Source organism: Rhizobium sp. M1 (assembly GCF_002531805.1).
GTDB classification, from domain to species: Bacteria; Pseudomonadota; Alphaproteobacteria; order Rhizobiales; family Rhizobiaceae; genus Rhizobium; species Rhizobium etli_C.
In genome coordinates this window covers 1-26,333 of sequence record NZ_NWSW01000028.1, presented here as the reverse complement: position 1 = coordinate 26,333, position 26,333 = coordinate 1, and the positions used below count along the sequence as shown (strand labels likewise).

General features: G+C 61.7%; 26 protein-coding genes and 1 pseudogene. 12 read left to right on the top strand and 15 right to left on the bottom strand.

Annotation, left to right across the window (positions count from 1 at the left end; all coding sequences use genetic code 11):
• Nucleotides 1-38 precede the first annotated feature (38 nt).
• The 5 genes from CO655_RS24815 to glyA form a co-directional block, all read right to left on the bottom strand.
• Nucleotides 39-1,403: a sigma-54 dependent transcriptional regulator gene (locus tag CO655_RS24815; protein WP_064683635.1), complete on the bottom strand. Its 1,365-nt coding sequence runs from the start codon at nt 1,401-1,403 to the stop codon at nt 39-41.
• Nucleotides 1,393-3,663: a PAS domain-containing sensor histidine kinase gene (locus tag CO655_RS24810; protein ID WP_097608792.1), complete on the bottom strand. Its 2,271-nt coding sequence runs from the start codon at nt 3,661-3,663 to the stop codon at nt 1,393-1,395. Before CO655_RS24810 ends, CO655_RS24815 begins: the two co-directional genes overlap by 11 nt.
• Before the next feature lie 392 nt (nt 3,664-4,055).
• Nucleotides 4,056-4,952, bottom strand: coding sequence for a formyltetrahydrofolate deformylase (gene purU, locus CO655_RS24805; protein ID WP_097608793.1), 897 nt, complete (start codon nt 4,950-4,952; stop codon nt 4,056-4,058).
• A 22-nt stretch (nt 4,953-4,974) separates the two neighbouring features.
• Nucleotides 4,975-5,871, bottom strand: coding sequence for a bifunctional methylenetetrahydrofolate dehydrogenase/methenyltetrahydrofolate cyclohydrolase FolD (gene folD / locus CO655_RS24800; RefSeq protein ID WP_097608794.1), 897 nt, complete (start codon nt 5,869-5,871; stop codon nt 4,975-4,977).
• 88 nt (nt 5,872-5,959) lie between these two features.
• The gene (glyA, locus tag CO655_RS24795; RefSeq protein ID WP_097608795.1) at nt 5,960-7,237 is read right to left on the bottom strand and encodes a serine hydroxymethyltransferase; all 1,278 of its coding nucleotides are present in this window, start codon (nt 7,235-7,237) and stop codon (nt 5,960-5,962) included.
• 122 nt (nt 7,238-7,359) lie between these two features.
• On the opposite strand from glyA, the gene CO655_RS24790 reads away from it, so the two are divergent.
• The 6 genes from CO655_RS24790 to CO655_RS24765 all read left to right on the top strand — a co-directional run bounded on the left by CO655_RS24790 (nt 7,360) and on the right by CO655_RS24765 (nt 14,149).
• Nucleotides 7,360-8,256, top strand: a complete 897-nt coding sequence (locus tag CO655_RS24790) for a LysR family transcriptional regulator (RefSeq protein ID WP_097608796.1) — start codon at nt 7,360-7,362, stop codon at nt 8,254-8,256.
• Between the two features lie 303 nt (nt 8,257-8,559).
• Nucleotides 8,560-9,591: a transporter substrate-binding domain-containing protein gene (locus CO655_RS24785; RefSeq protein WP_097608797.1), complete on the top strand. Its 1,032-nt coding sequence runs from the start codon at nt 8,560-8,562 to the stop codon at nt 9,589-9,591.
• A 56-nt stretch (nt 9,592-9,647) separates the two neighbouring features.
• Nucleotides 9,648-10,862, top strand: a complete 1,215-nt coding sequence (locus CO655_RS24780) for an ABC transporter permease subunit (RefSeq protein ID WP_097608798.1) — start codon at nt 9,648-9,650, stop codon at nt 10,860-10,862.
• Nucleotides 10,859-11,986, top strand: coding sequence for an amino acid ABC transporter permease (locus CO655_RS24775; protein ID WP_097667207.1), 1,128 nt, complete (start codon nt 10,859-10,861; stop codon nt 11,984-11,986). Before CO655_RS24780 ends, CO655_RS24775 begins: the two co-directional genes overlap by 4 nt.
• A gap of 25 nt (nt 11,987-12,011) precedes the next feature.
• Nucleotides 12,012-12,770, top strand: a complete 759-nt coding sequence (locus CO655_RS24770) for an amino acid ABC transporter ATP-binding protein (RefSeq protein WP_097667206.1) — start codon at nt 12,012-12,014, stop codon at nt 12,768-12,770.
• Between the two features lie 32 nt (nt 12,771-12,802).
• Nucleotides 12,803-14,149 carry a D-serine ammonia-lyase gene (locus CO655_RS24765; RefSeq protein WP_097608801.1) on the top strand — a complete coding sequence of 449 codons (1,347 nt, stop codon included), beginning with the start codon at nt 12,803-12,805 and terminating at the stop codon, nt 14,147-14,149.
• Nucleotides 14,150-14,224: 75 nt separating this feature from the next.
• Here CO655_RS24765 and CO655_RS24760 read toward each other — a convergent pair whose 3' ends face one another.
• The gene (locus CO655_RS24760; RefSeq protein ID WP_097608802.1) at nt 14,225-15,214 is read right to left on the bottom strand and encodes an aldo/keto reductase; all 990 of its coding nucleotides are present in this window, start codon (nt 15,212-15,214) and stop codon (nt 14,225-14,227) included.
• A 155-nt stretch (nt 15,215-15,369) separates the two neighbouring features.
• Entirely contained in the window at nt 15,370-15,618 is a 249-nt protein-coding gene (locus tag CO655_RS24755) for a thioredoxin domain-containing protein (protein WP_097608803.1), read from the bottom strand.
• A gap of 47 nt (nt 15,619-15,665) precedes the next feature.
• On the opposite strand from CO655_RS24755, the gene CO655_RS24750 reads away from it, so the two are divergent.
• The gene (locus tag CO655_RS24750) at nt 15,666-16,193 is read left to right on the top strand and encodes a zinc-binding dehydrogenase (protein ID WP_245423906.1); all 528 of its coding nucleotides are present in this window, start codon (nt 15,666-15,668) and stop codon (nt 16,191-16,193) included.
• Nucleotides 16,180-16,857, top strand: a complete 678-nt coding sequence (locus CO655_RS24745; RefSeq protein ID WP_097608804.1) for a cupin domain-containing protein — start codon at nt 16,180-16,182, stop codon at nt 16,855-16,857. Before CO655_RS24750 ends, CO655_RS24745 begins: the two co-directional genes overlap by 14 nt.
• A 510-nt stretch (nt 16,858-17,367) precedes the next feature.
• Here CO655_RS24745 and ntrC read toward each other — a convergent pair.
• From ntrC to dusB, 3 genes are read right to left on the bottom strand one after another with little or no spacing between them, the layout of a single operon-like run.
• Nucleotides 17,368-18,819, bottom strand: coding sequence for a nitrogen regulation protein NR(I) (gene ntrC / locus CO655_RS24740; protein WP_064802342.1), 1,452 nt, complete (start codon nt 18,817-18,819; stop codon nt 17,368-17,370).
• A complete protein-coding gene (locus CO655_RS24735; RefSeq protein WP_096477877.1) occupies nt 18,816-19,970 on the bottom strand; it encodes a nitrogen regulation protein NR(II) in 1,155 nt (384 codons plus the stop codon). Before CO655_RS24735 ends, ntrC begins: the two co-directional genes overlap by 4 nt.
• Nucleotides 19,967-20,986, bottom strand: a complete 1,020-nt coding sequence (gene dusB / locus CO655_RS24730; protein WP_097667205.1) for a tRNA dihydrouridine synthase DusB — start codon at nt 20,984-20,986, stop codon at nt 19,967-19,969. The genes CO655_RS24735 and dusB overlap by 4 nt, the downstream gene beginning before the upstream one ends.
• A 143-nt stretch (nt 20,987-21,129) precedes the next feature.
• Between dusB and CO655_RS24725 the strand changes: the two genes are divergently transcribed.
• Nucleotides 21,130-22,347 (top strand): bifunctional 2-C-methyl-D-erythritol 4-phosphate cytidylyltransferase/2-C-methyl-D-erythritol 2,4-cyclodiphosphate synthase, encoded by a 1,218-nt coding sequence (locus CO655_RS24725; protein WP_097667204.1) that lies wholly within the window; start codon nt 21,130-21,132, stop codon nt 22,345-22,347.
• Nucleotides 22,347-22,847: a CinA family protein gene (locus tag CO655_RS24720; protein WP_097608807.1), complete on the top strand. Its 501-nt coding sequence runs from the start codon at nt 22,347-22,349 to the stop codon at nt 22,845-22,847. The genes CO655_RS24725 and CO655_RS24720 overlap by 1 nt, the downstream gene beginning before the upstream one ends.
• Before the next feature lie 18 nt (nt 22,848-22,865).
• Here the strand turns inward: CO655_RS24720 and CO655_RS24715 are convergent, their stop codons facing one another.
• The 3 genes from CO655_RS24715 to CO655_RS24705 all read right to left on the bottom strand — a co-directional run bounded on the left by CO655_RS24715 (nt 22,866) and on the right by CO655_RS24705 (nt 24,447).
• Nucleotides 22,866-23,318, bottom strand: coding sequence for a type II toxin-antitoxin system RatA family toxin (locus tag CO655_RS24715; RefSeq protein WP_097608808.1), 453 nt, complete (start codon nt 23,316-23,318; stop codon nt 22,866-22,868).
• A 141-nt stretch (nt 23,319-23,459) separates the two neighbouring features.
• The gene (locus tag CO655_RS24710; protein ID WP_097667203.1) at nt 23,460-23,990 is read right to left on the bottom strand and encodes a cytochrome b/b6 domain-containing protein; all 531 of its coding nucleotides are present in this window, start codon (nt 23,988-23,990) and stop codon (nt 23,460-23,462) included.
• Entirely contained in the window at nt 23,971-24,447 is a 477-nt protein-coding gene (locus tag CO655_RS24705; RefSeq protein WP_097608809.1) for a MarR family winged helix-turn-helix transcriptional regulator, read from the bottom strand. Before CO655_RS24705 ends, CO655_RS24710 begins: the two co-directional genes overlap by 20 nt.
• Before the next feature lie 97 nt (nt 24,448-24,544).
• On the opposite strand from CO655_RS24705, the gene CO655_RS24700 reads away from it, so the two are divergent.
• Both CO655_RS24700 and CO655_RS24695 read left to right on the top strand, forming a co-directional pair.
• Nucleotides 24,545-24,913 carry an antibiotic biosynthesis monooxygenase family protein gene (locus tag CO655_RS24700; RefSeq protein WP_097608810.1) on the top strand — a complete coding sequence of 123 codons (369 nt, stop codon included), beginning with the start codon at nt 24,545-24,547 and terminating at the stop codon, nt 24,911-24,913.
• Between the two features lie 24 nt (nt 24,914-24,937).
• Nucleotides 24,938-25,381, top strand: a complete 444-nt coding sequence (locus CO655_RS24695; protein ID WP_097667202.1) for a DUF1772 domain-containing protein — start codon at nt 24,938-24,940, stop codon at nt 25,379-25,381.
• Between the two features lie 32 nt (nt 25,382-25,413).
• Here the strand turns inward: CO655_RS24695 and CO655_RS24690 are convergent, their stop codons facing one another.
• Together CO655_RS24690 and CO655_RS24685 are read right to left on the bottom strand one after the other, a co-directional pair.
• Nucleotides 25,414-25,962 (bottom strand): DNA topology modulation protein FlaR, encoded by a 549-nt coding sequence (locus CO655_RS24690; RefSeq protein ID WP_097667248.1) that lies wholly within the window; start codon nt 25,960-25,962, stop codon nt 25,414-25,416.
• A gap of 210 nt (nt 25,963-26,172) precedes the next feature.
• Nucleotides 26,173-26,333 (bottom strand): annotated as a pseudogene (locus CO655_RS24685) (lipoyl synthase); the annotation flags it as partial.

The following is a 26,333-nucleotide window of genomic DNA, read 5'->3' as shown; positions in this document are numbered from 1 at the left end:
GTTGCCCGAAAACCGCTGACACTTTTCGGCATCATGCTCTAGACGCCGAGCGACTTCAGCTTGCGGTGCAGCGCCGAACGCTCCATGCCGACGAATTCGGCGGTGCGCGAGATATTGCCGCCGAAGCGGTTGATCTGGGCGATCAGGTAATCCTTCTCGAACATTTCGCGGGCTTCGCGCAGCGGCAGCGTCATGATGTGATAGTCGTTCTTGGCCGAAACCTTGGGCAGCATGTCGCCGAGATCGGTCGGCAGCATATCGGCGGTGATCGGCGCGTCCGGCCCGTCGGTGCGGGCGAGAATCATCAGCCGCTCGATATTGTTGCGCAGCTGGCGGATATTGCCCGGCCAGTCATGCGCCTGCAGCACGGCCATGGCGTCGTCGCCGATCCGGCGCGGGCGAATGCCGGCCTGTTCGGAAATCTGCCGCATCAGTTGGTCGACGAGAAAAGGAATATCCTCGCGCCGCTCGGCAAGCGCCGGCACACGCACCGGCACGACGGCGAGGCGATGGTAGAGATCTTCGCGGAACCAGCCCTCGGCGATGCGGCTTTCGAGATTATAGGCGGTCGAAGAGATGATGCGGACGTCGACCTTGACGCGCTTGGAGCCGCCGACCCGCTCGAACTGTTGGTCGACCAGCACGCGCAGGATCTTGTTCTGCGTCTCGCGCGGCATCTCGCCGACCTCGTCGAGATAGAGGATACCGCGATGGGCTTCCTCGAGCGCGCCGATCTTGCGCGCCTGACCGGGCGTGCCCTCGGTGCCGAAGAGCGCCACTTCCATGCGATCGGGCGTGATGTTGGCGGCGTTCAGCGCGACGAAGGGGCCGTTGGCGCGCGCCGACTTCTTGTGGATCATCCGCGCCACCAGCTCCTTGCCGGAGCCGGAGGCGCCGAGGATCATGATGCGACTGTTGGTAGGCGACACCTTCTCGATCGTCTGACGCAACTGCGAAACGGCGACCGAGGTGCCGATCAGTTCCAGGGCATCGCCGGTGCGCCGCTTCAGCTCGGAAACCTCGCGCTTCAGCTTGGAATTTTCCAGCGCCCGTTCGGCAATCAGGATCAGCCGGTCGGCCTTGAACGGCTTTTCGATGAAATCGAAAGCGCCGCGCTTGATCGCCGAGACGGCGGTCTCGATGTTGCCGTGGCCCGAGATCATCACGACCGGCAGATCGGGATGGCGGGTCTTGATCTCGTCCAGCAGCGACAGGCCGTCGAGCTTGCTGCCCTGCATCCAGATATCGAGGAAGATCAGCCGCGGCACGCGGTCGGAGATCGCCGCCAGCGCGCTGTCACTGTCATGGGCCGTGCGCGTCTCGTGTCCCTCGTCCGAGAGAATGCCGGAAACGATCTCGCGAATATCGTGCTCGTCATCGACGACGAGAATATCAGAGGCCATAAACGCTTTCCTTGTCATTGGCTGCGGGAGCGGCAGGCGTCGGATCCCGGCGTGGCAGATGCACACGGATCATGGCCCCTCTTCCCCGGTCAAAATCGGCGGGCGCATCGTGCAGCTCCAGCTGCCCGCCATGTTCCTCGATGATCTTCTTGACGATGGCGAGGCCAAGGCCGGTGCCCTTCTCGCGCATCGTCATATAGGGTTCCAGAATGCTGTGGCGGTTCTCAACCGGCAGGCCGCGGCCATTGTCGATCACGTCGACGGTGAAGCGGTCGCGGCCGGCATCGAGGGCGGCCCGGACGAGGATCTTGCGCTCGTCGCGCTCGTCGCTCGGGACGGCTTCGATCGCCTCCACGGCATTCTTGATGAGATTGCCGAAGGCCTGGCCGAGCATGCGGCTGTCGAACAGGCCCTCCAGCGGCTGGTCGCCAAAATCCCGCTCGAAGGTGACATGATTGTTGCCCATCTCGCGCAGGAAGATCGCGTCGCGCAGAATATCGCGCAGGTCGCTCGGCTCCTTGGTCGGCTTCGGCATGCGGGCGAAGGCGGAGAATTCGTCGACCATGCGGCCGATATCGCCGACCTGGCGGATGATCGTATCGGTGCACTGGTCGAAGACGGCCCGGTCGTCCTGGTCGATCTGCTTGCCGTAGCGGCGCTGGATGCGCTCGGCCGACAGCTGGATCGGGGTCAGCGGGTTCTTGATCTCATGGGCGATGCGCCGTGCCACGTCGCCCCAGGCGGTCGAGCGCTGGGCAATGACGAGGTCGGTGATGTCGTCGAGCGTGATCACGTAGGATTCGCTCATGTCGCGCACCTCTTCGCGCGTCACCTGGACGCTCAGCGTCCTGACCGTGCCGCCGCGCACCAGCGCGATCTGCTTGCGGAAATCGCCGCGATGGCGCACCGCCGCCTCGGTCAGCACCTGATCGACCTCGGGGGCGATATCGGCCAGCTGCTTGCCGAGCATCGCCTCGGCCGACAGCGACATCAGCGTTTCGGCCGAGCTGTTGACGATGGCGATGCGGCGGTCCTGTTCGACGCCGATGACGGCGGCGGTAACACCAGACAGCACCGCCTCGATGAAGCGCCGGCGATCGTCGACCTCGTCCTTGGCCTCGAGGATTTCGTCGCGCTGGGTGCGGATTTCCGAGATCATCTTGTTGAAGGTGCGCGACAGATTGGCGACATCGCCATCGACGGCATGCACCGGCACGACGATATCCATATTGCCCGAGGCGACGCTGTCGGCCGCGGTGATCAGCAGCCGGATCGGCCGGACGATGCGGTCGGCAACGGCAATTGCCGTCCAGATCGCTGCCAAGAGCACGATCAGCGCGAAGCCGATGTAGAGAACCGCGAAGGCGACCTGCAGCGAGAAACGATTGGCCTCCATCGAGCGGTATTCGGTGGCGTTCTCCTCCATCATGCGCATGGCGCCCATGACCTTGGGATCGACCGCGCGCACCGTATAGAGAAAGGTGCCCTGGATGGCATCGAGCTTGATGATGGCGCCGACAAGGTTGGTGACGCCGGGCGGGATCAGCGTCGGCTGGCCCGCCGCTGCCTTTTGCAGCGCGTCCTGCGGAATGGCCGGCAACGGTTTTTCCGTGGTGATATCGGCTTGGACGACCACCGAACCATCGCTTTCGACAAGGAAGGCGCCGAGCAGGCCGCGGCCCCTCGCCTGGCGCGTCATCAACTCCGCAAAGCCCGTCCGGTCGAGACTGTAGAGGGCGCGGTTGCGCTCCAGGTCGTTGGCCATGGAAACCGTCTGCCCCTGCAGGTAGCTGGCGTTCTCCATCATGTAGGCCTGGCCGATATTGCGCGACGAGCTGACGATCGACTGGGTGCGCAGCGCAAACCAGCGGTCGAGGCCGGCATTCAGCGTGATGCTGGCGAAGATGGCGACGAGGATCGCCGGCGTGATCGCGACGATCGAGAAGAGCACGACGATGCGGATGTGCAGGCGTGCCGCCGCCCTGCCCCGGGTGCGGGCTTTGAGCAGCCTCGCCACCTCGCGGCCGATCAGCGCCAGCAGGGTCAGCACGAAGAAGGAATTGACGATCACCGAGGTGATGACGACATGCGATGTCGGCGCAATCGGCGTGAGGCCGAGCAGCACGAAAAGCGTGATCGTGGCGCAGAGAAGCGCGCCGCCGGCGAGCACGAGGCCGGGCACGGCGAAAAGGGCGCGGCGATCGGTCACCGTCGTCACCGCCTCGCCCGCCGCCGCCGGCGCTACCCCATCCTGCGTCATTCGGCCTCTCTTCGGACGGCACTCTGCCGCCCTGCCCGCCGATCGAAACCAAACAACGCCGGCTTAAGAAAGCCAGCGTCGGAACGACTCGATCGGGAGCGAAATGTCCAAAACCCTTGCGTGACCTTTAAGCAACGCATTGTGGCGAAAATGCAACGCGCCTTGTCACGTTGTCAAGCCGCGCCTAGCCTTCGGACCGTCACAACAGGGTGTTGCCCAGGCATATTGTTAGGCCCGCTCGTCTGCCGGCGTTTGACAAACTTGCCCCATCATCATTGGCTGAGCAAGGGATTTTGAACGTCCGGAAATTTCCGCGAATCTAAGGAACCGGTTTTAGCCACAGATCGCGTCACCGCCTTCGCTAAACTCGAAGCTCTCCCTTAAGCTGGCGATCAACCCATGCGTTCCGACGCGTAAGAGCCGGGTGAAGCTGGGAAGACGACGGTCTTGTTGCCGTTGATGAACACCCGGCCATGGATGTGGGCGTGGATGGCCCGGGCGAGCACCTGGCTTTCGACGTCGCGGCCGAGGCTGACATAGTCCTCGCCGCTCTGTGCATGGGTGACCCGGACGATGTCCTGCTCGATGATCGGCCCTTCGTCGAGGTCTGCGGTGACGTAGTGCGACGTCGCGCCGATGAGCTTTACGCCCCGTTCGAACGCCTGCTTGTAGGGATTGGCGCCCTTGAAGCTCGGCAGGAACGAATGGTGGATGTTGATGATCCTGCCGGACATCTTGCGGCACATGTCGTCGGACAGGACCTGCATGTAGCGGGCCAGCACAATGAGTTCAGCGCCTGAGTCCTCGACGATCTGCATCTGCTTCGCCTCGGCCTCCGGCTTGTTTTCCCTAGTCACCTTGATGCAGTGGAACGGGATATCGTGGTTCACGACGACCCGCTGGTAGTCGGTGTGGTTGGAAATCACCCCGACGATGTCGATCGGCAGCGCCCCGATGCGCCAGCGGTAGAGGAGATCGTTCAGGCAGTGTCCGAAGCGGCTCACCATAAGGATCACCTTCTTCTTCTCGCTCTCATCGAAAAATTCGGCTCTCGCCTCGAACTTCCCGGCGATCGGCTCGAAGCCCTGGTGAAGCTGGTCAAGCGTATGTCCGTCATGTGGCTGGAAGCTGATCCGCATGAAATATCGGCCGGTGTCGGCGTCGTCGAATTGCGCGCTGTCGGAGATGTTGCAGCCGTTCTGGGAGAGATAGCCGGCGATGGCGGCCGTCACGCCGCGGATCGACGGGCATGCGACACGCAGAGCGTAGCGAGGAGCCGTGATGGTCATGTCTATATCCTTGTTCGTCGTCTCAGGCCGCGGCGATCATCGCGTGATGGCGGCGGAATGCGGTGAGCGTATTGGATAGGAGGCACGCGATCGTCATCGGGCCGACGCCGCCCGGCACCGGCGTGATGGCGCGCGCGTGGCCGGCTTCGCCATAAGCCACGTCACCGACGATCCGCGATTTTTCGCCGTCCTGGATCCGATTGATGCCGACGTCGATCACGACGGCGCCAGGCTTGATCCAGTCACCACGAACGAGGCCCGCCCGACCGGCCGCGACAACAAGAATGTCGGCCGTCCGGCAGAGCTCCGCGGCGTTCCTTGTCCGCGAATGAACAATCGTGACGGTGCAATGGGCGTTCATCAGCATCTGCGCCATTGGCTTTCCGACGATGTTGGACTTGCCGACGATGACGGCATGAAGGCCGGAGAGGTTCTCGCCGAGCGTATCCTTGATCAGCATCATGCAGCCGAGAGGAGTGCAGGGAACCAAAGCCGGGTTGCCCGTTGCAAGGCGGCCGGCGTTCGACACATGGAAGCCGTCGACATCCTTGTCGGGATTGATGGCCTGGATCACGGCGTTCGGATCCAAATGCGCTGGCAGCGGTAACTGCACAAGAATTCCATGCACTTCCGGGTCGTCGTTGAGGCGATGCACGAGGTCGAGCAATTCGCCCTGCGTGGTTTCCTGAGCAAGCCGATATTCGAAGGACCTCATCCCGGCGGCAACCGTCTGACGGTGCTTTGAACTCACGTAGATTGCGCTTGCCGGGTCGTGTCCCACCAGAACGACGGCCAGACCGGGAACGGCCCCAGTCGTTGCCTTCAGCGTTTCGACATCGGCCTTGATGCGCTCGATGAGCCCTGCTGCATACTCCTTGCCGTCGATGTTTGCGGCGCGTGTGAATCTGTCCATTCCCATGGTGTGCTCCATTGCATCCAAGCTCGAACCAGCACAATGCCGCGGCCGGAGATGTGGGCGGGCATTTCCGCATCCTGGGTACGTTGCCTTAGTGGCCGTAGACCGGGAACTTCTCGGTCAGTTCCGCGATCTTCGCCCGGGCGGTTCCGACGATCTCGTCGGTCCTGCCCTCTGTTTCGGCGTCGATGAGGTCTGCGATGACATGGCCGAGAACCCGGAATTCCTCCTCCCTCAGGCCGCGCGTCGTCGCTGCGGACGAACCGAGGCGCATGCCGACCCACTCCGGAGGACGGGGACTGTCGCCGGGGATCGGGTTCTTGTTGGATGTGATGTTCGCCTTGGCGAGCAGCGTCTCAGCCTGTTTTCCAAGCAGTCCCTTGCTCGACAGATCGAGCAGGATGATATGGGTGTCGGTGCCGCCTGAAACGATGCGAACGCCGCGATCCGCAAGCGTTTCGGCGAGAACTTTGGCGTTGGCCACGACCTGGCGGGCATAGAGCTTGAAATCGTCGCGGAGAGCTTCACCCAGGCAGATCGCCTTGGCGGCCAGGACGTTGCTGTGCAGCGATCCCTGGACGCCGGGAAACACTGCCGCCTGCAGCTTCTTGTACCATTCCTCGTTGTTCGTGAGGATCAGGCCGCCACGCGGACCGCGCAACGTCTTGGTCGTGGTGCATGTGACGATGTCGGCATGCGGGAATGGCGAAGGATGGACGCCGCCTGCAACGAGGCCGGCTATGTGGGCCATATCAACCAGGAAGTGGGCGCCGACCTTCTTTGCGATCTTCGACATGCGCTCGAAGTCGAGTTCGCGCGGATATGCCGAACCACCGGTGATCAGCAGCTTCGGGCGGATTTCTTCGGCGATGCGTTCCATCTCATCAAGGTCGATGACCTCGTTCTGCGGGTTGACGCTGTAATTGTTGGCGTCGAACCAGCGGCCCGACAGGTTCGCCTTCATGCCGTGCGATAGGTGGCCGCCGGCCGCAAGGTCGAGCGACAGCACCCTTTCGCCTGGCTTCAGCAGCAGGAAGAAGACCGCGAGGTTAGCCTGTGTTCCCGAGTGCGGCTGGACGTTGGCGTAGCCGCAATTGAATAGCTGCTTGGCGCGGTCGATCGCGGCCTGCTCGGCAATGTCGACGAACTGTCCGCCACCGTGAAAACGGTTGCCCGGATAACCTTCGAGTGTCTTGTTGGTGATCTCATGCCCCAAGGCGTCCAGAACCGCACGGCTGACGATATTCTCCGAAGCGATGAGCTCAATCTGGTCCTGCTGTCGGGCCCGCTCGGACGCGAGGGCATCGGCGACGAGCGGATCCACTTCCTGGACGGTGGTGTTGAAATGCACCCTTGCACCGTTGGTCATCTGAGTTCTCCAATTCCTCGAATTTTGGGGAACCTAGATCGATCGAAACACCAGAAAAAGTTAATAATATTTGCTTATGCGTTCAGACATGCTAATGATTCGGGAGTTGTGAGGAGGTCGATATGGACGTCGGACGTCTGCGGGCACTTCGTGAACTGTCGATCCGCAAGACCATGGCCGCGGTGGCAGAAGCCTTGCACGTCTCGCCGTCGGCCGTGTCGCAGCAAATTGCGCTTCTCGAAGAAGAGGTCGGCATACGGCTCGTCGAGCGCCGCGGCCGGGGCGTTGTCATGACACCCGCCGGCCAGCAGCTCGTGCTACGGGCAGAGAAGATCCTCATCGAAATCGAATCCGCGAAAGCAGACATCGCCGAATTGAAAAGCGTCGTTTCCGGCGAGCTTCGGGTGGCGGCGTTTCCTTCCGTGGCGGCCGCCGTCATTCCGAAGGTCGTCTACGATCTCGCCGACCGACACCCTCACCTCACCGTCCAGTTCGAAGAAATGGAGCCGGGCGAAAGCGTTGCCGCGCTGCGAAGCTGGCAGACGGACGTCGCGATTATCGATGACCTGAACATACCGACCGGCGCGCTCGATCCCAACATCGAGACGATCTTCCTGATGGAGGACGTCTTCAACGTCATGGTTTCCAGGGATCACAGGCTTTCGGAGCGGCCGACCGTTGGCCTGCATGAGCTTGGGGATGAGCGGTGGGCGATCGACACCGCTTCCGACACCTATACGAGGATGCTGGTGGAAGCCTGTCAGGAAGCGGGATTCAAGCCCAACATCGTCGCAAGGTGCAAAGGTTTCGAAGTGACCATCGCGCTGATCCGGCAGAATTACGGCATCTCGATCCTGCCCGGCCTGCGCGCCAGCTATGATCTCGAGGACGTCTGGGTGTGCAGGCTCGTTCCGGAAATCCGCCGGAGGATATTTATCGCCTTCCGGAAGGAGGAAAAGCGCAGTCCGGCCCTGCAGGCGTTCCTTGACCGAATGGCCGAGAAGCCGCCGCTCGCTTGACGCTAGGGTGTCAGCGCAACGAGCCGCATGCCGACAAAACTCTCTCATCGGATTCAATAAACCAACAGATTTCCTAATGTATCACCTCAGGAGAATTAAGTAGATTTGAAGATACCCCGCTCCTACTGTCCATCTGCCAATTGATGGGACTGGGAGCGAGGATCGCACGCAGACCTTGGCCAATAGTGGGAACGACGCATTCAGAATGGCGATAACGCCTCCTGCGTCTTACCGGACTTCGATCGAGCCATCGCTCATTGATTTGGCGTCACCGTCACCATGCGATCCGAAAGGGGAACCTCGATGAATCTACTGAAAATCCTGACTGCCGGCGTTTTGGCAGGCGTCGCGTTCACGGCTGCCAATGCTTCCGCTTCCGTTCTCGACACGGTCAAGCAGCGCGGTGTGCTCAACTGCGGCACCGACAACACCGCTCCCGGTTTCGGGTATCTCAATACCGCGACCGGACAGATGGAAGGGCTCGACGTCGACTTCTGCAAGGCGGTTGCCGCCGGCGTTCTCGGCGACGCCTCGAAGATCAAGTTCATCACGGTAACCGACAAGAGCCGCTTTGACGCGGTCCTTACCGGCCAGGTCGATGTCGTCTTCGCCCACACCACGATCAAACCGGCGCGCGAATCGTCAATCGCGATCGATTTTCTGCCGATCAACTTCTACGACGGCACCGGCCTCATGGTGAAAACTGATACCGGTATCAAGGAGTTTGCAGACCTCGACGGTGCAACAATCTGCACCACCCAGGGATCGGCCACCGAGACCGTTCTGGCTGCTGCCTTCAAGGCGCGCGGTTGGAAGGACTCCAAGGTCCTGACCTATGAAAACCTCGAAAAGCTTTTCTCCGCTCTCAACTCGGGTCGTTGCAATGCGATGAGCACCGACAAATCAGCCCTTGCCGCCTGGGCGGGGAATGCACCGAAGCCAGCCGACTATCTGATCCTTCCGGATACGCTCGACAAGTCCCCATTCGGCGGCTTCGTGGCTGCCAACGACTCCAAGTGGCGCAACGCGCTGCGCTGGATCGAATACGGCCTCTTCCAGGCCGAGGAGTCCGAGATCACCCAGGCCAATCTGGCCGAAAAGCTGAAGAGCGAAGATCCGTTCATTCAGAAGTTCCTCGGCGTCGGCGGCGGCTACGGCAAGGACTTCGGCCTCTCCGACGACTTCATTGCTCAGGCGATCAAGGCCGTCGGCAACTACGGCGAGGCCTATGATCGCAACCTCGGTCCGAAGACCAAGATGTATCTCGACCGCAAGGGCACACCGAACGCCTTGTGGACGCAGGGTGGCGCAATCTACTCGCCGCTCTGGAACTGATGCCGGCGGGGGTCGGAACCACAACGTTTCGCCCCCCAAGCTCTTGGAGCCTGAACATGACAATCCACGAAACGAGGGCGATCCACGGCATGGCAGAGCGCGATAGGCTGCGGTCGCGGCGCCTGCGCAATCGCATCCGGCACGAGACGATCCAGTTGGCAATCGTCGCTCTGGTCGTCGTGCTGCTCGGCATGCTGGCCTACGCGGTCAAGGCGGGCCTTGCCGAGAAGGGCATACGGTTCAGCTTCTCGTTTCTTGCCAACACCGCCGGCTTCGATATCAGCGAAGGCTGGACGCTGACGTCAGGTGAAGGCTTCGTCCCCAACCTCGCCCAGTTCTCTTCGGACATGCCGGTCGCGTCGGCTTTCGTTACAGGCATCTTCAACACCGCCAAGATCGCACTGCTGGCGATCATCCTCAGCACGATCCTCGGAACGATGCTCGGCGTTGGCCGTCTCTCCACGAACTGGGTGGTCAGAAACCTCTGTTTCTGGATCGTGGAGTTCGTCCGCAATACGCCGCTGCTCATACAGCTTGTCTTCTGGTACTTCGCCGTCGTGCTGCGCTTTCCGCCAATGGCGTCTGCAGCAAAGCTCTACGGCGGCCTTATCGTCAGCCAGCAAGGCATATACGTCCCGACGCTGTCCTGGACCGGAGGCGCATCCACCCTTTCGCTGATCCTCGTCACCGCCACCGGAGTATCGGTCCTGGGCGCACTATTCGACCCCGTCCGTGGAGCACGCCGGATATGCGTCGCCGCAGCGGTCGTCTGCCTCGGGCTGCTGGTCGCGACCGGCGGGATGACCGCGAATTTCCCCGTCGCCAACAAGTTCAAGGCCAGCGGCGGAACCAGCATCAGCCCGGAGATGGCGGCGCTCCTGCTTGCGATCGTCGTGAACAGCGCTTCCTTCATTGCCGAAACCGTTCGCGGCGCGATCGACGCTCTTCCGAAGGCCCAGTGGGAAGCCGCCGGATCGCTGGGACTCAGCCGGCGCGACACCGTCAACGACATCATCCTTCCTCAAGTGTTCCGCGTCGTTCTCCCTTCCTTCGGCAACCAGTATATCAGCCTGTCCAAGAACACCGCGCTCGGGATCGCGGTCGGCTATCCGGATCTGTTCAACATCTACGGGACAATCGCCAATCAGACCGGTCACAGCCTTGAAGGCATCATCATCGTCATGGCGTCCTACCTGATCCTCAGCTGGATCATCAGTTCGGCCGTGTACTGGGCGAACCGCCGTCTTAACCCCATGGGAGTGTCGCAATGATCGCCACCTCAATAAAGTGGACCCGTCACAACCTGTTTGGAAAGCCTTTCGACGTCGCCCTGTCGCTGCTGGTCATTCCCGGCGCGCTCTGGCTCGCCTATTTGATCCTTGACTGGGCGCTCGCCACCGCCAGGTGGGACATCATCGTGCAGAGCCTGCGGGTGTTGATGATCGGCGTCTTTCCAGCCGATCAGGCGTGGCGCGCATGGACGGCCTCGGCGATCATCGGAGCGATCCTCGGCGCTGGCCTCGGCTGCGTGTTTTCGTTCAAACGCCACCATGGGCTGGTTCTCGTTCTCGTCCCCTTGCTGCTTTTGATCGTCGATCACGGCGATCCGGGGAACGCACTGTCTGCGGCAGGCGTCGTTGTCGCGACTTCGCTGGGATGGGTGCTGACGTCGTATGTGCCATTGTCCAGAAAGGCGATGCCTGCTGCGGCGTTTACGGGCTTCATCGTCGTCGTGGCGGTCATGGCCCCTCCGGGCGTGGGGCTCTGGGGCGGACTTCTTCTCAGCGTCCTGCTGACGCTGGTGACGTCGGTGCTGTCTCTGCCGATCGGCATCCTGCTCGCGTTCGGACGGCAGAGCCGGCTCTCAAGTCTCAGGATCATCTGCACCTGGTACATCGAGGTCATGCGGTCGGTGCCGCTCATCCTCGTCGTCTACTGGATCTGGATCCTCATGCCGGTCCTTGCGCCCCAGTGGGGGCTGGCCGACGTCGCGCGCGGCATGATCGGTTTCACCATCTTCTATTCCGCCTACGTCGCCGAATATGTGCGAAGCGGCCTTCAGGCGGTTCCGCGCGCCCAGACCGAGGCGGCAGGGTCTCTCGGCATCAGCGAATTCGACATCAACCGCTCGATCGTTCTACCACAGGCGCTCCGGGTGGTGGTCGCGCCTCTGGTCGGCAACGTGCTCGACATCTTCAACTCCGCGCCGCTCGTCTTCATCATCGGACTCACGGATTTTCTCCGCGCGGGGCAGATGATCCTGGCGAACCCACAATATGGCGACCGGACTTTCGAAGTCCTCTCGTTCCTGCTCGTCACCTATTTCCTGGTCGGCTCGATGATCACCTATGCCGCCAGAAAGCTCGAAGACCATATGGCAACGAGTGCCCCCTGAGCTGTTCCAACACGGAGAAGTCACGATGAACGCCATCGTCGAAATGAAAAGCATGAACAAGTTCTACGGCGCTCACCATGTGCTCAAGGACATCGATCTCGCCGTCACACGCGGCGAAGTCATGGTCATCCTCGGGGCCAGCGGCTCAGGAAAATCGACCCTCATTCGCTGCGTCAACGGCCTCGAAATGTACCAGAACGGCAGCCTCGTCGTGGACGGCTATGACATGCCCGTCGAGGCCGACCGGAAGCTTGGCGGAGAACGCGAACTCGCGGCGATCCGCAAGGGCGTCGGCATGGTATTCCAGCAATTCGGCCTGTTCCCGCACAAGACCGTGCTGGACAATATCACCATCGCGCCGATGCGGGTCCGCAAAAAGTCGCGCGAAGAGGCCGAAGCGATCGCCATGAAGCTCCTCGACCGCGTCGGCCTCAAGGCGCATGCGCACAAATATCCGGGCCAGCTGTCCGGCGGCCAGCAGCAACGTGTGGCCATCGCCCGTTCGCTCGCCATGGAGCCGCATCTGATGCTGTTCGACGAGCCCACCAGCGCGCTTGATCCGGAAATGGTCGGTGAGGTCCTCGACGTCATGCGGGAACTGGCCACCGAGGGCATGACGATGATGGTCGTGACGCACGAAATGGGGTTTGCAAGAGAGGTCGCCGACCGCGTCGTCTACATCGACCAGGGCTCGATCATCGAGATCGGGAAACCGGACGAGTTCTTCGGCAATCCGAAAAACGACCGGGCTCGCTCTTTTCTCGCGCGCGTCCTAAGACACTGACCACCGAGCCCGGCTCACGAACGGAAATGTCCATGAACACGATACTGCCCAGTGATCCCGCTCGCGACGATGTTCTCGCGGGCCGACCCACCCTCTGGCTCAATCCTTCCTATAGGAAACAGGCGATCGACACCTCGGACCTGCCGGTTTCGCCGGCCGACGTGCAGAGCGCGCGCCTGAACTGGCAGCGCTTGGCGCCGCTTCTTGCCGAATGCTTTCCGGAACTGAAGGATACGGGCGGCGAGATCCGCTCGGAACTGGTGGAACTCAAGGAACTCCGCGAGCCGCTCGGCTATCGAACGAGAGAGTTCGGCAACGTCTTCATCAAGGCCGACAGCCATCTGCCGGTTGCCGGCTCTATCAAGGCTCGCGGCGGCGTCTACGAAGTTTTCCTCTTTGCCGAAGGCCTCGCCCGTCAGAAGGGATTGCTCGGGGACGGCGAGGATATCCGGACGCTGGCAACGGAAGAAGCCCGCTCGTTATTTTCGGGCCATACCGTGGCGGTGGGCAGCACCGGCAATCTCGGCTTGAGCGTCGGCATCGCCGCGCGCGCGCTCGGCTTCAAAGCCAGGGTCCACATGTCGTCCGACGCCAAGGCCTGGAAAGTCGAGCGCCTGCGGAAGCTCGGCGTCGATGTCATCCAGCACGAGGCCGACTACACGACCGCCGTCGAAAACGCCCGCGACATCGCCGACTCCGACCCGACGATCTATTTCGTCGACGACGAGCAGTCTCGGCACCTGTTCCTCGGTTACAGCGCAGCGGCGTCGGAGCTGGCAGCGCAGCTCGACGAGCGTGGGATCACGATCGACGAGGAAAATCCGCTTTTCCTCTACCTGCCCTGCGGCATCGGCGGCGCACCGGGCGGCGTCGCCTTCGGCGCCAAGGCGATCTTCGGCGACAATGTGCACGCCTTCTTCGTCGAGCCGGTGCAGTCGCCCTGCGCCCTCGTCCACATGATGTCGGGCTCGCAGGAGCTGGTGTCGGTCTATGACGTCGGCCTGACCAACAAGACCGAAGCCGACGGCATGGCCGTCGCCCGCATGTCGGCCTTCGTGGCCAAAGTGATGCGAGAGATGCTCGCCGGCGTCTACACCGCCGCCGACAACGATCTGTTCAAGCTGCTTCGCATGGCTTGGATCACCCAAGGGCAGAAGCTGGAGCCTTCGGCCGCCGCCGCCCTGCTCGGCCCGGACTTCCTCTTGCGCCATGGGGAAGGCCGTCGTTTCCAAACCCTGCACGGCATCGAGGAGAAGATGTCGCGGGCGACGCACGTGCTCTGGACAACTGGCGGTTCATTCGTTCCGGAGGAGCAGTTCCAGTACTTCCTCGATCAGGCGGAAGCCATTGCTGCGCCGTCCGATCGAAACAACCAATGACCTCGGACTGCCTTTAACCCGGTTTGCGTTCCGGAGCTGGCCAAGCGAAGCCAGCCCCGGAGCGCCTCGTTCCAACTAAAATCGACGCGGGCCCTCTGGTTTGTTTCCGGCAATCGCATCGATCCGCTCCATCACCTCAGGTGTCATCTTGTGCCGGTGCGAGAGGGCCGCAAGGTTGTCCTGCAGCTGGCTGGCGCGTGAGGCGCCGAGAATGACTGTGGAGACGTTGGGATTGGCGAGGCACCACAGAAGGGCGAGATGGGTGATCGACAGGCCGATCTCATCGGCGAGTTTTGCGAGTTGGCCGACCTGCTGGAGCTGGGCGCGCCCGGCGTCGCTCGACCACTTCTCCTTCAGCCATTCATAGCCGGGCAGGTTCATACGGCTGTCGGCCGGCACGCCGTTATTGTATTTGCCGGTCAGAACGCCCGAGGCAAGCGGCGACCAGATAGTGGTGCCGAGGCCAATCAGGTCGTAGAGCGGCAGATAGTCGGCTTCGACCTTCTGGCGCTCGAAGATGTTGTATTGCGGCTGCTCCATGGTCGGCGGCGTGATGCGCAGGTCCCGGGCCACGGCATAGGCTTCCGTCAATTGCTGCGCCGACCATTCCGACGTACCCCAATAGAGCACCTTGCCCTGGGCGACGAGATCGTGCATCGCCCGGACCGTTTCCTCGATCGGCGTATCGATGTCAGGGCGATGGCAGAAATAGAGGTCGAGATAGTCGACCTGAAGCCGCTTCAGCGCCGCATGGCAGGCATCGGTCACATGCTTGCGCGACAGGCCGCGCTGCGTCGGCTTCTCCCCTCCCCAGAAAACCTTGCTGGAGACGACGAAGCTGTCGCGGCTCCAACCGAGCGCCTTCAGCGCCTCGCCCATGACGAGCTCGGACTTGCCGCTTTCGTAGCCTTCGGCATTGTCGAAGAAGTTCACCCCGTTATCGTAGGCAAGCCTCATGAGGTCGACGGCGTCGCCGCCGTTCACCTGCTTGCCGAAAGTGACCCATGAGCCGAAGGAGAACTCGCTCACCTGCAGGCCCGACTTTCCCAAACGACGATATTCCATCATGCAGCTCCCGCAATTTATGAACATGTGCCGGCCGGCAACCGGCCTCGACATCAGACGATCGATCAACGACCGATCGGCTTAATCTATGGCATGAACAACGATATGCGAGCCTCGGCGCAACAAGCTGCTTAAACCAGCCCTGAGAAAGACGCTCAATGCGGTTTTGATGCCTCCTCGATATTGGCTCTCATTTCCTCGACCGATTGTGCGCCGGTGAACTTCTTGCCGTTGACGAAGAACGTCGGTGTAACCTCGACCTTGAAGTCTTCGCGCGCCTGAGACGTGAGTTTATTCAAGCCGTCGAGGATTGATCGATCAGAAATCAACCGGTCGAAAGCAGGCCTATCGATACCAGTCGATGCGGCGATATCGCGGATCGTCTTCTCCTGTGATGTGGGCAATCATCATCTCGGCATAGCCGCCGTGTGGTGCAGAAGCCGGCGACGTCGTGGCGATTGTCGGCATAGGCGGTCTTGGCCACATGGCGCTGCAGTATGCCCGCAAGATGGGTTTCAAGGTGATTGCCATCGGACGGGGCGACGACATTGCTGACGACGCCAGATCGCTTGGAGCATATGATTATATCGATGCCGCGAGGGAAAACGCAGTAGAATGTCTGCAGCGCCTGGGTGGTGCGAAGGCCGTTATTTCCACCATTGGAGATCTCCAGATGGTTTCGGCACTCATCCCGGGGAATGCGGCTCAAGGCCGGCTCGTCGTCCTCGGAATCGGAAAGGACCCTTTGGCGGTGTCATCAGGACCGCTGGTCGGCGGTGAGCGCAGCGTGTTGGGCTCGATCACCGGGACGCCTTTCGAGAACGAAAAAACCTTGGACTTTTCCGTCCTCGTTGGCGTGCGTCCCCAGTTCGAGACGATGCCGTTCGAACAGGCCGCGAGCGCCTTCGAAAAGGTGAAGTCCGGTGGGCTCAAGTTTCGGGTGGTGTTGACCATGGAGAAAACCGATGCGTCTGAATGATGATTTCACCAAGCCGACGGTCGTGCACGCCGCGAAACTGGATTGGGTTGCCAGTCCGGTTCGCGGGGTCGATCGCCGGATGCTTTATCGCGTCGGCGAGGAAGTGGCTCGGGCGACCTCGATTGTCCGCTATGCCGCAGGCAGCGTATTTCCGTCTCATACCCACACGGGCGGTGAGGAAATATTGGTGCTCGATGGCATATTCGAGGACGAACACGGCCATTTCCCGGCCGGATCATACTTCCGCAATCCGCCGGGTACGTCGCATGCGCCGGCATCCGCTGACGGGTGCACCATCTTCGTCAAGCTCTGGCAGTTTCGCGAGGGCGACGAGGCGCAAATCGTGCGCAGACCGGGTGAAGGAGAGCCTGGACTTCAAAACGATGCCGTCACCGCAACGATCCTGTTCGATGACGGTCATGAGCAGGTCTATCTTCAAAGGTGGGATCACAGCGCCTCGATCAAACTTTCGAATCATCGTGGATTGGAGCTGCTGGTTCTTGAAGGTGAACTGTCCGTTGGAACGGAGCGACTTCGACCCCAGAGCTGGATGCGACTGCCTCAAGGCGAAAACCTGATGGCGAGCGCCGGTCCGGAGGGTGCCTATGCCTGGATCAAAGACGCACCGTTGCAGCCCGCCGATGTTTTGAAACTACGATCGTAGCGGGGCACCTCCGTGCTCGGCGTCTTCGGCTGGCTGTTATGGCCGGCAGCGAGACGAGCGTGACTGAAACTGGCTTCCTTGTCGGCGCCGTTGCCGCTGCGAGATGGGCGTGTCAGCAGTCGTTCATCACGCTGATCTGAGAGAGCTGCCCGTCACCGCCCCCAAACCTCATTTCGGGGCGCAACGGCGATAGCGACACGCGGAACGGATGAGCAACATCCTGATGAAATCGAGAACCTTATCGCCCACTGACCAGCCATACCATCCACCTGTTATCCACAGCTTATCCACAGGCGCGGTGGCGGCGAGCGCAGCAACTTCAATGACATTTGCCCGGCGGCAAACAATAGCTCTCAAATACTATGTGACCATCAAATGACACTGCGCTTTTGTTTGCCGGCGCAGATACAAACCGTGGCGGGGCTGGGATAGATTTGGTTTTGTTCCCGACCGTGGCGGCGGATACTGGGAGGAGGAGGCGGTGGGCCAACGAGGGGCTCACCGCCTTTTTCAGGCGGTGCGGGAGCTTCGATAAACAGAGACGCCGAGTTCCCTGATCTTCTTGCGCAATGTGTTGCGGTTGAGGCCAAGAAGATCGGCCGCCTTGATCTGGTTGCCGCGCGTTGCCGTAAGCGCAGCGAGGATCAGCGGATATTCCATTTCGGTCAGCACCCGGTCATAGAGGCCGGGCGGCGGCAGGTTTTCGCCGAAGCTGGCGAAATAAGTGCGCATGTTCTCCTCGACGGCTTGCGCGATCGTCATCGATCCGTTGCGGATCGGCCCCTTGTCGATCGGGCTGTCGGGCACGTCGGAGCGCAGCTCGGCGTCGATGATCTCGCGGGTGATGACGTCCTGCGGATAGAGCGCCATCAGGCGGCGGATGAGGTTCTCCAGCTCGCGCACGTTGCCCGGCCAGGCATAGGCCTTCATCAGTTCCAGCGCTTCCTGATCGAAGCGTTTGGAGCCGAGGCCTTCCTTTTCGGCCTGCTGGATGAAATGGCGCACCAGATCGGGGATGTCCTCGGCGCGGTCGCGCAGCGGCGGCAGGCGCAGCGGCACGACGTTGAGGCGGTAGTAGAGATCCTCGCGGAAGAGGCCCTGGTTGATCGCCTGCTTCAGATCCTTGTTGGTGGCGGCGACGATGCGCACGTCAGTGCGGATCGGCGTGCGGCCGCCGACGGTGGTGTATTCGCCCTGCTGCAGCACGCGCAGAAGCCGGGTCTGGGCATCCATCGGCATGTCGCCGATTTCGTCGAGAAAGAGCGTGCCGCCTTCGGCCTGCTCGAAGCGGCCGGTCGAGCGGGTCTGCGCGCCGGTGAAGGCGCCCTTCTCATGGCCGAAGAGCTCGGATTCGATCAGGTCGCGCGGGATCGCCGCCATGTTGATCGCGACGAAGGGGCCGTTGCGGCGCTTGCCGTAATCATGCAGCGCGCGGGCGACAAGCTCCTTGCCGGTGCCGGATTCGCCGGTGATCATCAGCGTCAGGTCCGTCTGCATCAGGCGGGCAAGCACGCGATAGATTTCCTGCATCGCCGCCGAGCGGCCGACGAGCGGCATGCCGTCCTGCATATCCTCTTCGAGCTTGGCGGGCTTGCGCTTCGGCTCGGCGAGCGCCCGACCGATGATGCCGATCAGCTCGGTCAGGTCGAAGGGCTTCGGCAGATAGTCGTAGGCGCCCTTCTCCGAAGCCTTGATGGCGGTCATGAAGGTGTTCTGCGCGCTCATGACGAGGACCGGCAGATCGGGACGCGCCTTCTTGATGCGCGGCAGCAGGTCGAAGGCGTTTTCGTCAGGCATCACCACGTCGGTGACGACAAGATCGCCCTCGCCCGCCGAAATCCAGCGCCAGAGGGTAGCGGCGTTGGAGGTAATGCGCACATCATAGCCGGCGCGGCTCAAAGCCTGGTTGAGCACGGTCCGGATGGCCGCATCATCATCTGCAACGAGGATCGTGGCTGTCATCGAGAAGGTCCTGTCGAGCTTACGGAAGAAGCATCCTCGAGCGAAACGTCCTTTGACGCCGGCATGAGAACGCGGAAAGTGGTACGGCTGTTCTGGCTGTCGCATTCAATGATGCCGCCGTGATCACCGATAATCTTGGCGACCAGCGCCAGGCCGAGACCGCTGCCGTTCGTCTTGGTGGTGATGAAGGGATCGAAGAGATGCGGCAGCAGATCGGCGGGAACGCCGGGGCCGTTATCGTGGACGCAGAACTCCAGCGGCAGCGAGATCTTTTCGCGGGTGCCGGCGACGGAAAGGCGGATGCCGGGGCGATAGGCGGTCGTCAGCATGATCTCGCCGTCCGGCCGGTCCCCGACCGCTTCGGCGGCGTTCTTCACCAGATTGAGGAAGACCTGGACGAGCTGGTCACGATTGGCATAGACGGCCGGCAGCGACGGATCATAACTCTCGGTCACGCGGATGTTGCGGGCAAAACCGGCCTTGGCGACGGCCTTCACGTGATCGAGCACGGAATGGATATTGACCGGCATGCGGTCAACAGGACGTTCGTCGGAAAAGACTTCCATGCGATCGACCAGCGAGACGATACGGTCGGTTTCGTCGCAGATCAGCCGGGTCAACGCCCGGTCGTCGTCGACCGCGGACTGTTCGAGCAGCTGGGCGGCGCCGCGGATGCCGGAGAGCGGGTTCTTGATCTCATGCGCCAGCATCGAAGCGAGACCGGTGACCGAGCGGGCAGCGGCGCGATGCGTCAGCTGCCGGTCGATCTTGTCGGCCATCGAGCGTTCCTGGAAGACGATGACGACGGCGCCGGGCTCGCTGATCACGGGGGCGACATAGAGGTCAACGAGCTTGTCCTGACCGAGCCGGGGCGAGCTCAGATCGACGCGATATTCATTGACCGGCGCCTTGCGCTCGCGCACCTGGTCGATCAGGGCAAGCAGCGGACTGCCGAAGGGGATGAAGGTCGAGATCCGGTAGCGCGCCAGATGCGAGGCGCTGGCGCCGAAAAAGGCCTCCGCCTCCCAATTGGCAAAGGCGACGAAGCCGGACTCGTCAACCATGACAACCGGGTTCTGGATGGCGTTCAGCACGGCCATGGCAACGGTTCCGCCGGTCTGATCGGGCGGAGATATCGTATCCTTCGTCATGCCGCCTCCCGGCTGTCGACAAGAGCTGCATCAAGCGCATCGTAAAGGCGCGCGGCCACCTCGCCCGGATCGCGCGAGGTCATGATTGCAGCCTTCTCGCCGCCGGCCAGTGCGGGCGCAAAACGCTCGAGATACCAGCCGAGATGCTTGCGGGCATGGCGGATCGCCACCGCCTCGCCGTAGAAATCGAGCATCATCCGGTAATGCTCGACGGCGATATCGGCAATGTCTTCGCGTCGCGGCTCCGCCGCACCGGCAAGCACGCCGGCATGCCACGGCCTGCCCTGGCAGCCCCTGCCGATCATCACGGCATCGGCGCCAGAACGGCGCAGGATTTCCTGCGCATCCGCGGCGGTTTCGACGTCGCCATTGGCGATCAGCGGAATGGAGATGACGTCGCGAACGGGACGGATCGCATCCCAGTCGGCGCGACCTTCGTAAAACTGCATGCGGGTGCGCCCATGAATGGTGACGAGCTGAATGCCGGCGGCTTCGGCGCGGCGCGCAATGTCGGGCGCGTTGATGGAATTCTCGTCCCAGCCGAGGCGCATCTTCAGCGTCACCGGAATGTCGACGGCCTTGACCGTCGCTTCAATCAGGCCGAGCGCGTGATCGGGATCGCGCATCAGCGCCGAGCCGGAGTAACCGCCGATCACTTTCTTTGCTGGACAGCCCATGTTGATGTCGATGATATCGGCGCCATGATCGGCGGCGATCTTGGCCGCCTCCGCCATCCAGTGCGCCTCCCGGCCGGCGAGCTGCACCATGTGCGGCCGAAAGCCCGCCGCCCTGAGCCGCGACCAGGATTCGGCCGTGTCGTTGACCAGTTCGCGGCTCGCCACCATTTCGGTAACGACGAGGCCGGCGCCGAAGCGCCAGGCCAGCTCGCGGAACGGCATGTCCGTCACACCGGACATCGGCGCCAGCACCACGCGATTCCGCACGGATACATCTCCGACTCGGAAAGGCGCTGCGAGGTCCTTGGAAATCAAATGATTATCTTTCAGGCACACCATGGGACTGCATTATTTTTAGCCATAGATCCATGGCTTTGCCAAGAGGGCTTGGATCGGAATCGATATTTTTCGGGCAGATGCTGGAAAAGGCCAAAGCAAGAGGTTAGAGCACTCCGGTCAATTCCGCATATTTTAGGGGATTTATGCTGCAAATGCCGTCCAAGCAACCGATATCGGCTGGAATTGTCATCGTTGCCGCCGGCCGCGGCGAGCGTGCCGGATCCTCCAAGGAAGGTCCCAAGCAATATCGCCTGATCGGCGGCAAGCCGGTTATCGTCCATACGCTTGAAAACTTCATGACATGGGAGCCGGCGACCGAGATCGTCGTCGTCATTCATCCCGATGACGAGGCGCTGCTTGCCAAGGCATTCCGCCATATCATTTCGGCAACGCCGATCGAAATGGTGCATGGCGGCCCGACGCGGCAGCAATCGGTGCTGGCCGGCCTTCGATACCTCAAGGACAAGCATGTCAGCCACGTGCTGATCCACGATGCAGTGCGACCTTTCTTCGACCACGCGCTTCTTGACCGCATTGCCGAAACACTTGGAAGCGGCGCGCAGGCGGTGCTGCCGGCCATGCCGGTAACCGATACGCTGAAACGTGCAGATAGCGCCGGCACGGTTCTGACGACGGTTTCGCGCGAGCAGCTCTACGCGGCGCAGACGCCGCAATCCTTCGCCTTCGAAACGATTCTCGATGCGCATGAGAAGGCGGCGGCGAGCGGGCGCAGCGATTTCACCGACGATGCCTCGATCGCCGAATGGCTGGGCATTCCGGTGACGATCGTCGAGGGCACGGCCGACAACGTCAAGCTCACGGTCATGAGCGATATTGCGATGGCCGACGACAAGCTGTCGGCGTCACTGCTTCCCGACGTGCGCACCGGCAATGGCTACGACGTACACCAGCTCGAAGCGGGCGACGGCGTGACGCTGTGCGGCGTATTCATTCCGCACGACCAGAAGCTCAAGGGCCACTCGGATGCCGATGTCGCGCTGCATGCGCTGACCGACGCGTTGCTTGCCACCTGCGGCGCCGGCGATATCGGCGATCATTTCCCGCCATCCGACCCGCAATGGAAGGGGGCGGCTTCGCGAATCTTCATCGAGCATGCCGCGCGGATCGTGCGCGAACGCGGCGGCACGATCATGAATGCCGATGTCTCGCTGATCGCCGAGGCGCCGAGGGTCGGCCCGCACCGCGAGGCCATGCGGGCGAACCTGTCGGAATATCTCGGCATCGATCTCGAGCGCTGCTCGGTCAAGGCGACGACCAACGAGACGATCGGCTTCGTCGGCCGGCGCGAAGGCATCGCGGCGATCGCCACGGCGACCGTCGTTTATCGCGGGAGGAAATGATGAGCCTCTTTCCCGAGGATATCCATTCGGCGGCAGCGGCGATTATCCGCGACTTCACCGCCGCAGGCCTGATGGTGTCCACGGCCGAATCCTGCACCGGCGGGCTGATATCAGGCGCGCTGACGGAGATATCCGGCTCATCCGCCGTCGTCGACCGCGGCTTCGTCACCTATACGAATAGCGCCAAGACCGAGCTGCTCGGGGTGCAGGCGAAAACGCTGCTGCGCTTCGGCGCAGTCTCCGAGGAGACCGCCCGGCAGATGGCGCACGGCGCCCTCTTCCGCTCGCGCGCCGACATCGCCGTCGCCGTCACCGGCATTGCCGGCCCCGGCGGCGGATCGGCCGACAAACCGGTCGGCCTCGTGCATCTTGCCGCGAAATCGCGCGGCGGCGCGCTCATCCACCGCAAAATGCTCTATGGCGACATCGGCCGCAGCGAGGTTCGGCTGGCAACGGTCAGGACGGCACTCGAGATGCTGCGTTTGCTCCTCACGCACTGATGTGCCTGCAACCGCCCGTCAGGCTGGAGCGTAGATCTTGCTTGCGCGCGTTTCAAAGGCTTCGGTGAACATGCGGAAGGCGCGGTCGAACATCGAGCCCATGAGTGCGCCAAGAATGCGGCTTTTGAATTCGTAATCGATGAAGAAATTGATGGTGCAGCCGCCAGCCGGCGTTTCGGCGAAATGCCAGCGATTGTCGAGATATTTGAACGGGCCGTCGATATATTTGACCTCGATGACGCGCTCGGCCCGGTTCAAGAGCACCTGGGTCGTGAAGGTCTCGCGGATCGCCTTGTAGCCGACGGTCATATCGGCCACGAGCAGGATCTTGCCGTCACGCTCCTTGCGGCTTCTGACCGAAAGCGCCTCGCAAAGCGGCAGGAACTCGGGATAATGTTCGACATCGGCAACGAGATCGAACATCTGGTCGGGCGTATGCGGGACGGAACGGTGCGTTTCGAAGTGCGGCATAGGCGGCACTTAAGCGGCTGCGCCAAGAAGATCAAGAAGCTGGCGCATCCGACGGCGGGATTTTAGCTGAGAACGGGGCGATGGCGGCGCGACTTTCTCGTCGCAAGCGCTAGCAGGGCGGCGAGATGCAGATTTTCGGTCTCAGCGCCTATACCATATACGCTGAAGCAACCTGTCGCTGCGGACGAACTGATGGAACAGCGCCGCTCCAACATGTGCGGAAAGCAGTGCCAGCAGGAGATTTGCCCCAAGCCCATGCGGCAGGCGCGGCGGATAGAGGTGGAAGTTCGGCAGTTCCGTGCCGGCACCGAATATGGCTTGCACCGCGCCGCTCAGCGCGATCATGCCGACGCCGCTCGCAATCATGCCGAGTATGACCACGTAGAAGGCAAGATGCACGGCGCGGGCCAGCCACTCTTGCCACAAGGGCGAGCCCTGAACAGGCAGCGGCTTCCTGTCGAAAAGCCACCACCAGACGATGCGGCACACGGTCAGCAGAAGAACCATGATCGCCGCTGGGATATGAACACGAAGAAGCGCCGCCTTTGCGACCGGTTCGACGATGTTGCCTGCTCGGAAGCCGGAGACCAAGGCAACGAGCAAGAATATGGCGGTCAGCCAATGCATGGTGACGGCGATGGCGCCGTAGCGCTCAGTCGTGCTTTTCAGCATCAATTTCTCCTTCGAGACTGTGCCGCAGCCTCGTCATGACGCGATGTGCGGTTTGGATTTCGGCAAGTGAAAGCCCCGCGGCCATGGCGTTGACGCGCGGGTTGTAGGCTGCGATCGCAGCATCGTAGGTTTGTCGTCCTTTGTCGGTCAGCACGACGAGCTGCGCCCGCCGGTGATGCGGATTGGGTTCGAAGGCGACCAGCCCTTCTCCGTGCAGATCATTGACGATGCGCTGCACGTTCTGACGGTTGGCGCCGAGGTCTCGGGCCAGCCATGCCACTGGCTGCGGCCGATCCGCATGGACGATCGCCCCGAGGATCTGCCAGCGTGCGCTGGTCAGCCCATAGGCCGCCACCAGTCTGTCTCCCCAGGTCAAGGTCAAGTTATTCACCCGAAACATCGAAAGGATCAGTTCCGTCAAGGCGTCGCCTATCGTGGTTCTCGTCGCTTCAGTCATTTGTCACCATATATTGCTATTGACATCATCATGTCAAGTTATTATGTATGCACCACCCCAAATTGACATCATTACACCAATACGAAAGGAGTCTGAAGTGACGCACATACAACCACTTGATGAGAATTTTCCGATCCAGCGCCAGCTCGATGTCGATGCAGCCCCGGTCGTGCTGATCAACCTCTTCACGCTTGATCCCGCTGATGAGCCGCTTTTCCTCGAAGTCTGGAGCCGTGATGCCGAGTTCATGAAGCGACAGCCGGGCTTCATCTCGACTCAGCTTCATCGAGCACTCGGCGAGAGCATGACTTACCTGAACTATGCGGTGTGGGAATCGAACGAGGCATTTCGAGCCGCCTTCAATCATCCCGACTTCCGCGCCCAGGTCGCTGCATATCCGGCATCCGCCGTCGCTAGGCCGCACCTGTTTCAGAAGGTCGCCGTATCCGGCATCTGCGCAGCTTGAGGGCCATGAAAGGGAAGAAATCACATGTCACTGCTGTTCAGAATCATGGCAATCGCCGGTCCCGCGGGGTTCGGGGGCGTCATGCTCGCCATCGGCATCATCCTTGGCGGACACTGGAAAAGCCTGCCTCCCGCCGATTTCCTTGACTCGTTCGGCAAGTATGGCGGCTTTATCCAACGCGCCATTCCACTCGTCGTTCCAACGCTGATCGGGCTGGCCGGCATGCTCTGGATCGACTGGAACAATGCGGCAACCCGCAATCTCTGGCTTGCCGAGGCGGGCTGCATCGCCGCTATCCTCGTGCTGACGATGGCCTATTTTGCGCCTAGCAATGACGCTTTCGCCGCGAGGGCCGTGGCCGTCGACCAGGTTTCGGAGAAGCTCGATACCTGGCTGTTCGTTCACAACTTCCGCATCGCCCTTGCCTTCGCCGCCTCCTCGCTCGGCGTGTGGGCTCTCAGCCGGTGAAAGGAAACGCCGTGCCCCATGCGGCTATGTTCCTAAATACTAGGAGCGGCGAGCCGGCGAGCCGCTTCGCGTGATCTTATGACGACAGTGGAATTTGCGAGACCATAATCCCGGAGCGCCGTCTCAATTAATGGGACCGCATCCCGCTCGAAATTCCAGATATAAGCGAGAGCACTCAGCGAGAGGCGTTCAGGGCAGCCGGCGGGCAGTTCTGGACGGTTGCGCCCAAAATAACGAAACGCTCTCGAGACGATACCGTAGAGACATGCATATCGCGATGGGCGAAGCCAAATGACCGCATCGGCGCGTGGCAGGCGGAGATGGAAGGAGCTGAGGCCGGTTCCATCCATGATCCAGCGCTCTCCCGCCACGGCCTTGGCGATAAGGCGATCGATCTCGTCGCGCGGCCTCTTTCTCCAGCCGGGCAGCCAATAGAAGTCGCAGTCCATGGAGATGTAATCAAGGTCGAGCGCTCGCGAAAGCCGCTTTGCGAGCGAGCTCTTGCCGCTGCCGGGGCAGCCGATCACCAGGATACGGCGGGCTTCGGCCAGCGTCGATTTCAACCCGGATGCACTCTTCATCGGCGACCGCCCAAAGAAGAACCGCGGCAGAATCGCCGCGGTCAGCTTGTTCACCAACCTCGCTCCCACTGGACGTCATCCTCGGCCTTGTGGCGAGGATCTGCTGCGCATCGACCGGCGGCAGATGCCGGGACAAGCCCGAGCATGACGAAAGAGAGGTTGGCAGACATTATCGCCAGCAGCCTGACCGCGGCGAAAGGTTGCGAAATCTTACTCGGCTGCCATCAACAGCTTCTTTTCCCGAGCCGAACGCAGCCGCGCGAAGTCGTCGCCGGCATGGTGGGAGGAGCGGGTCAGCGGGCTGGAGGCGACCATGAGGAAGCCCTTGCTGTAAGCGACCGTCTCGTAGGACTTGAACTCGTCGGGGGTGA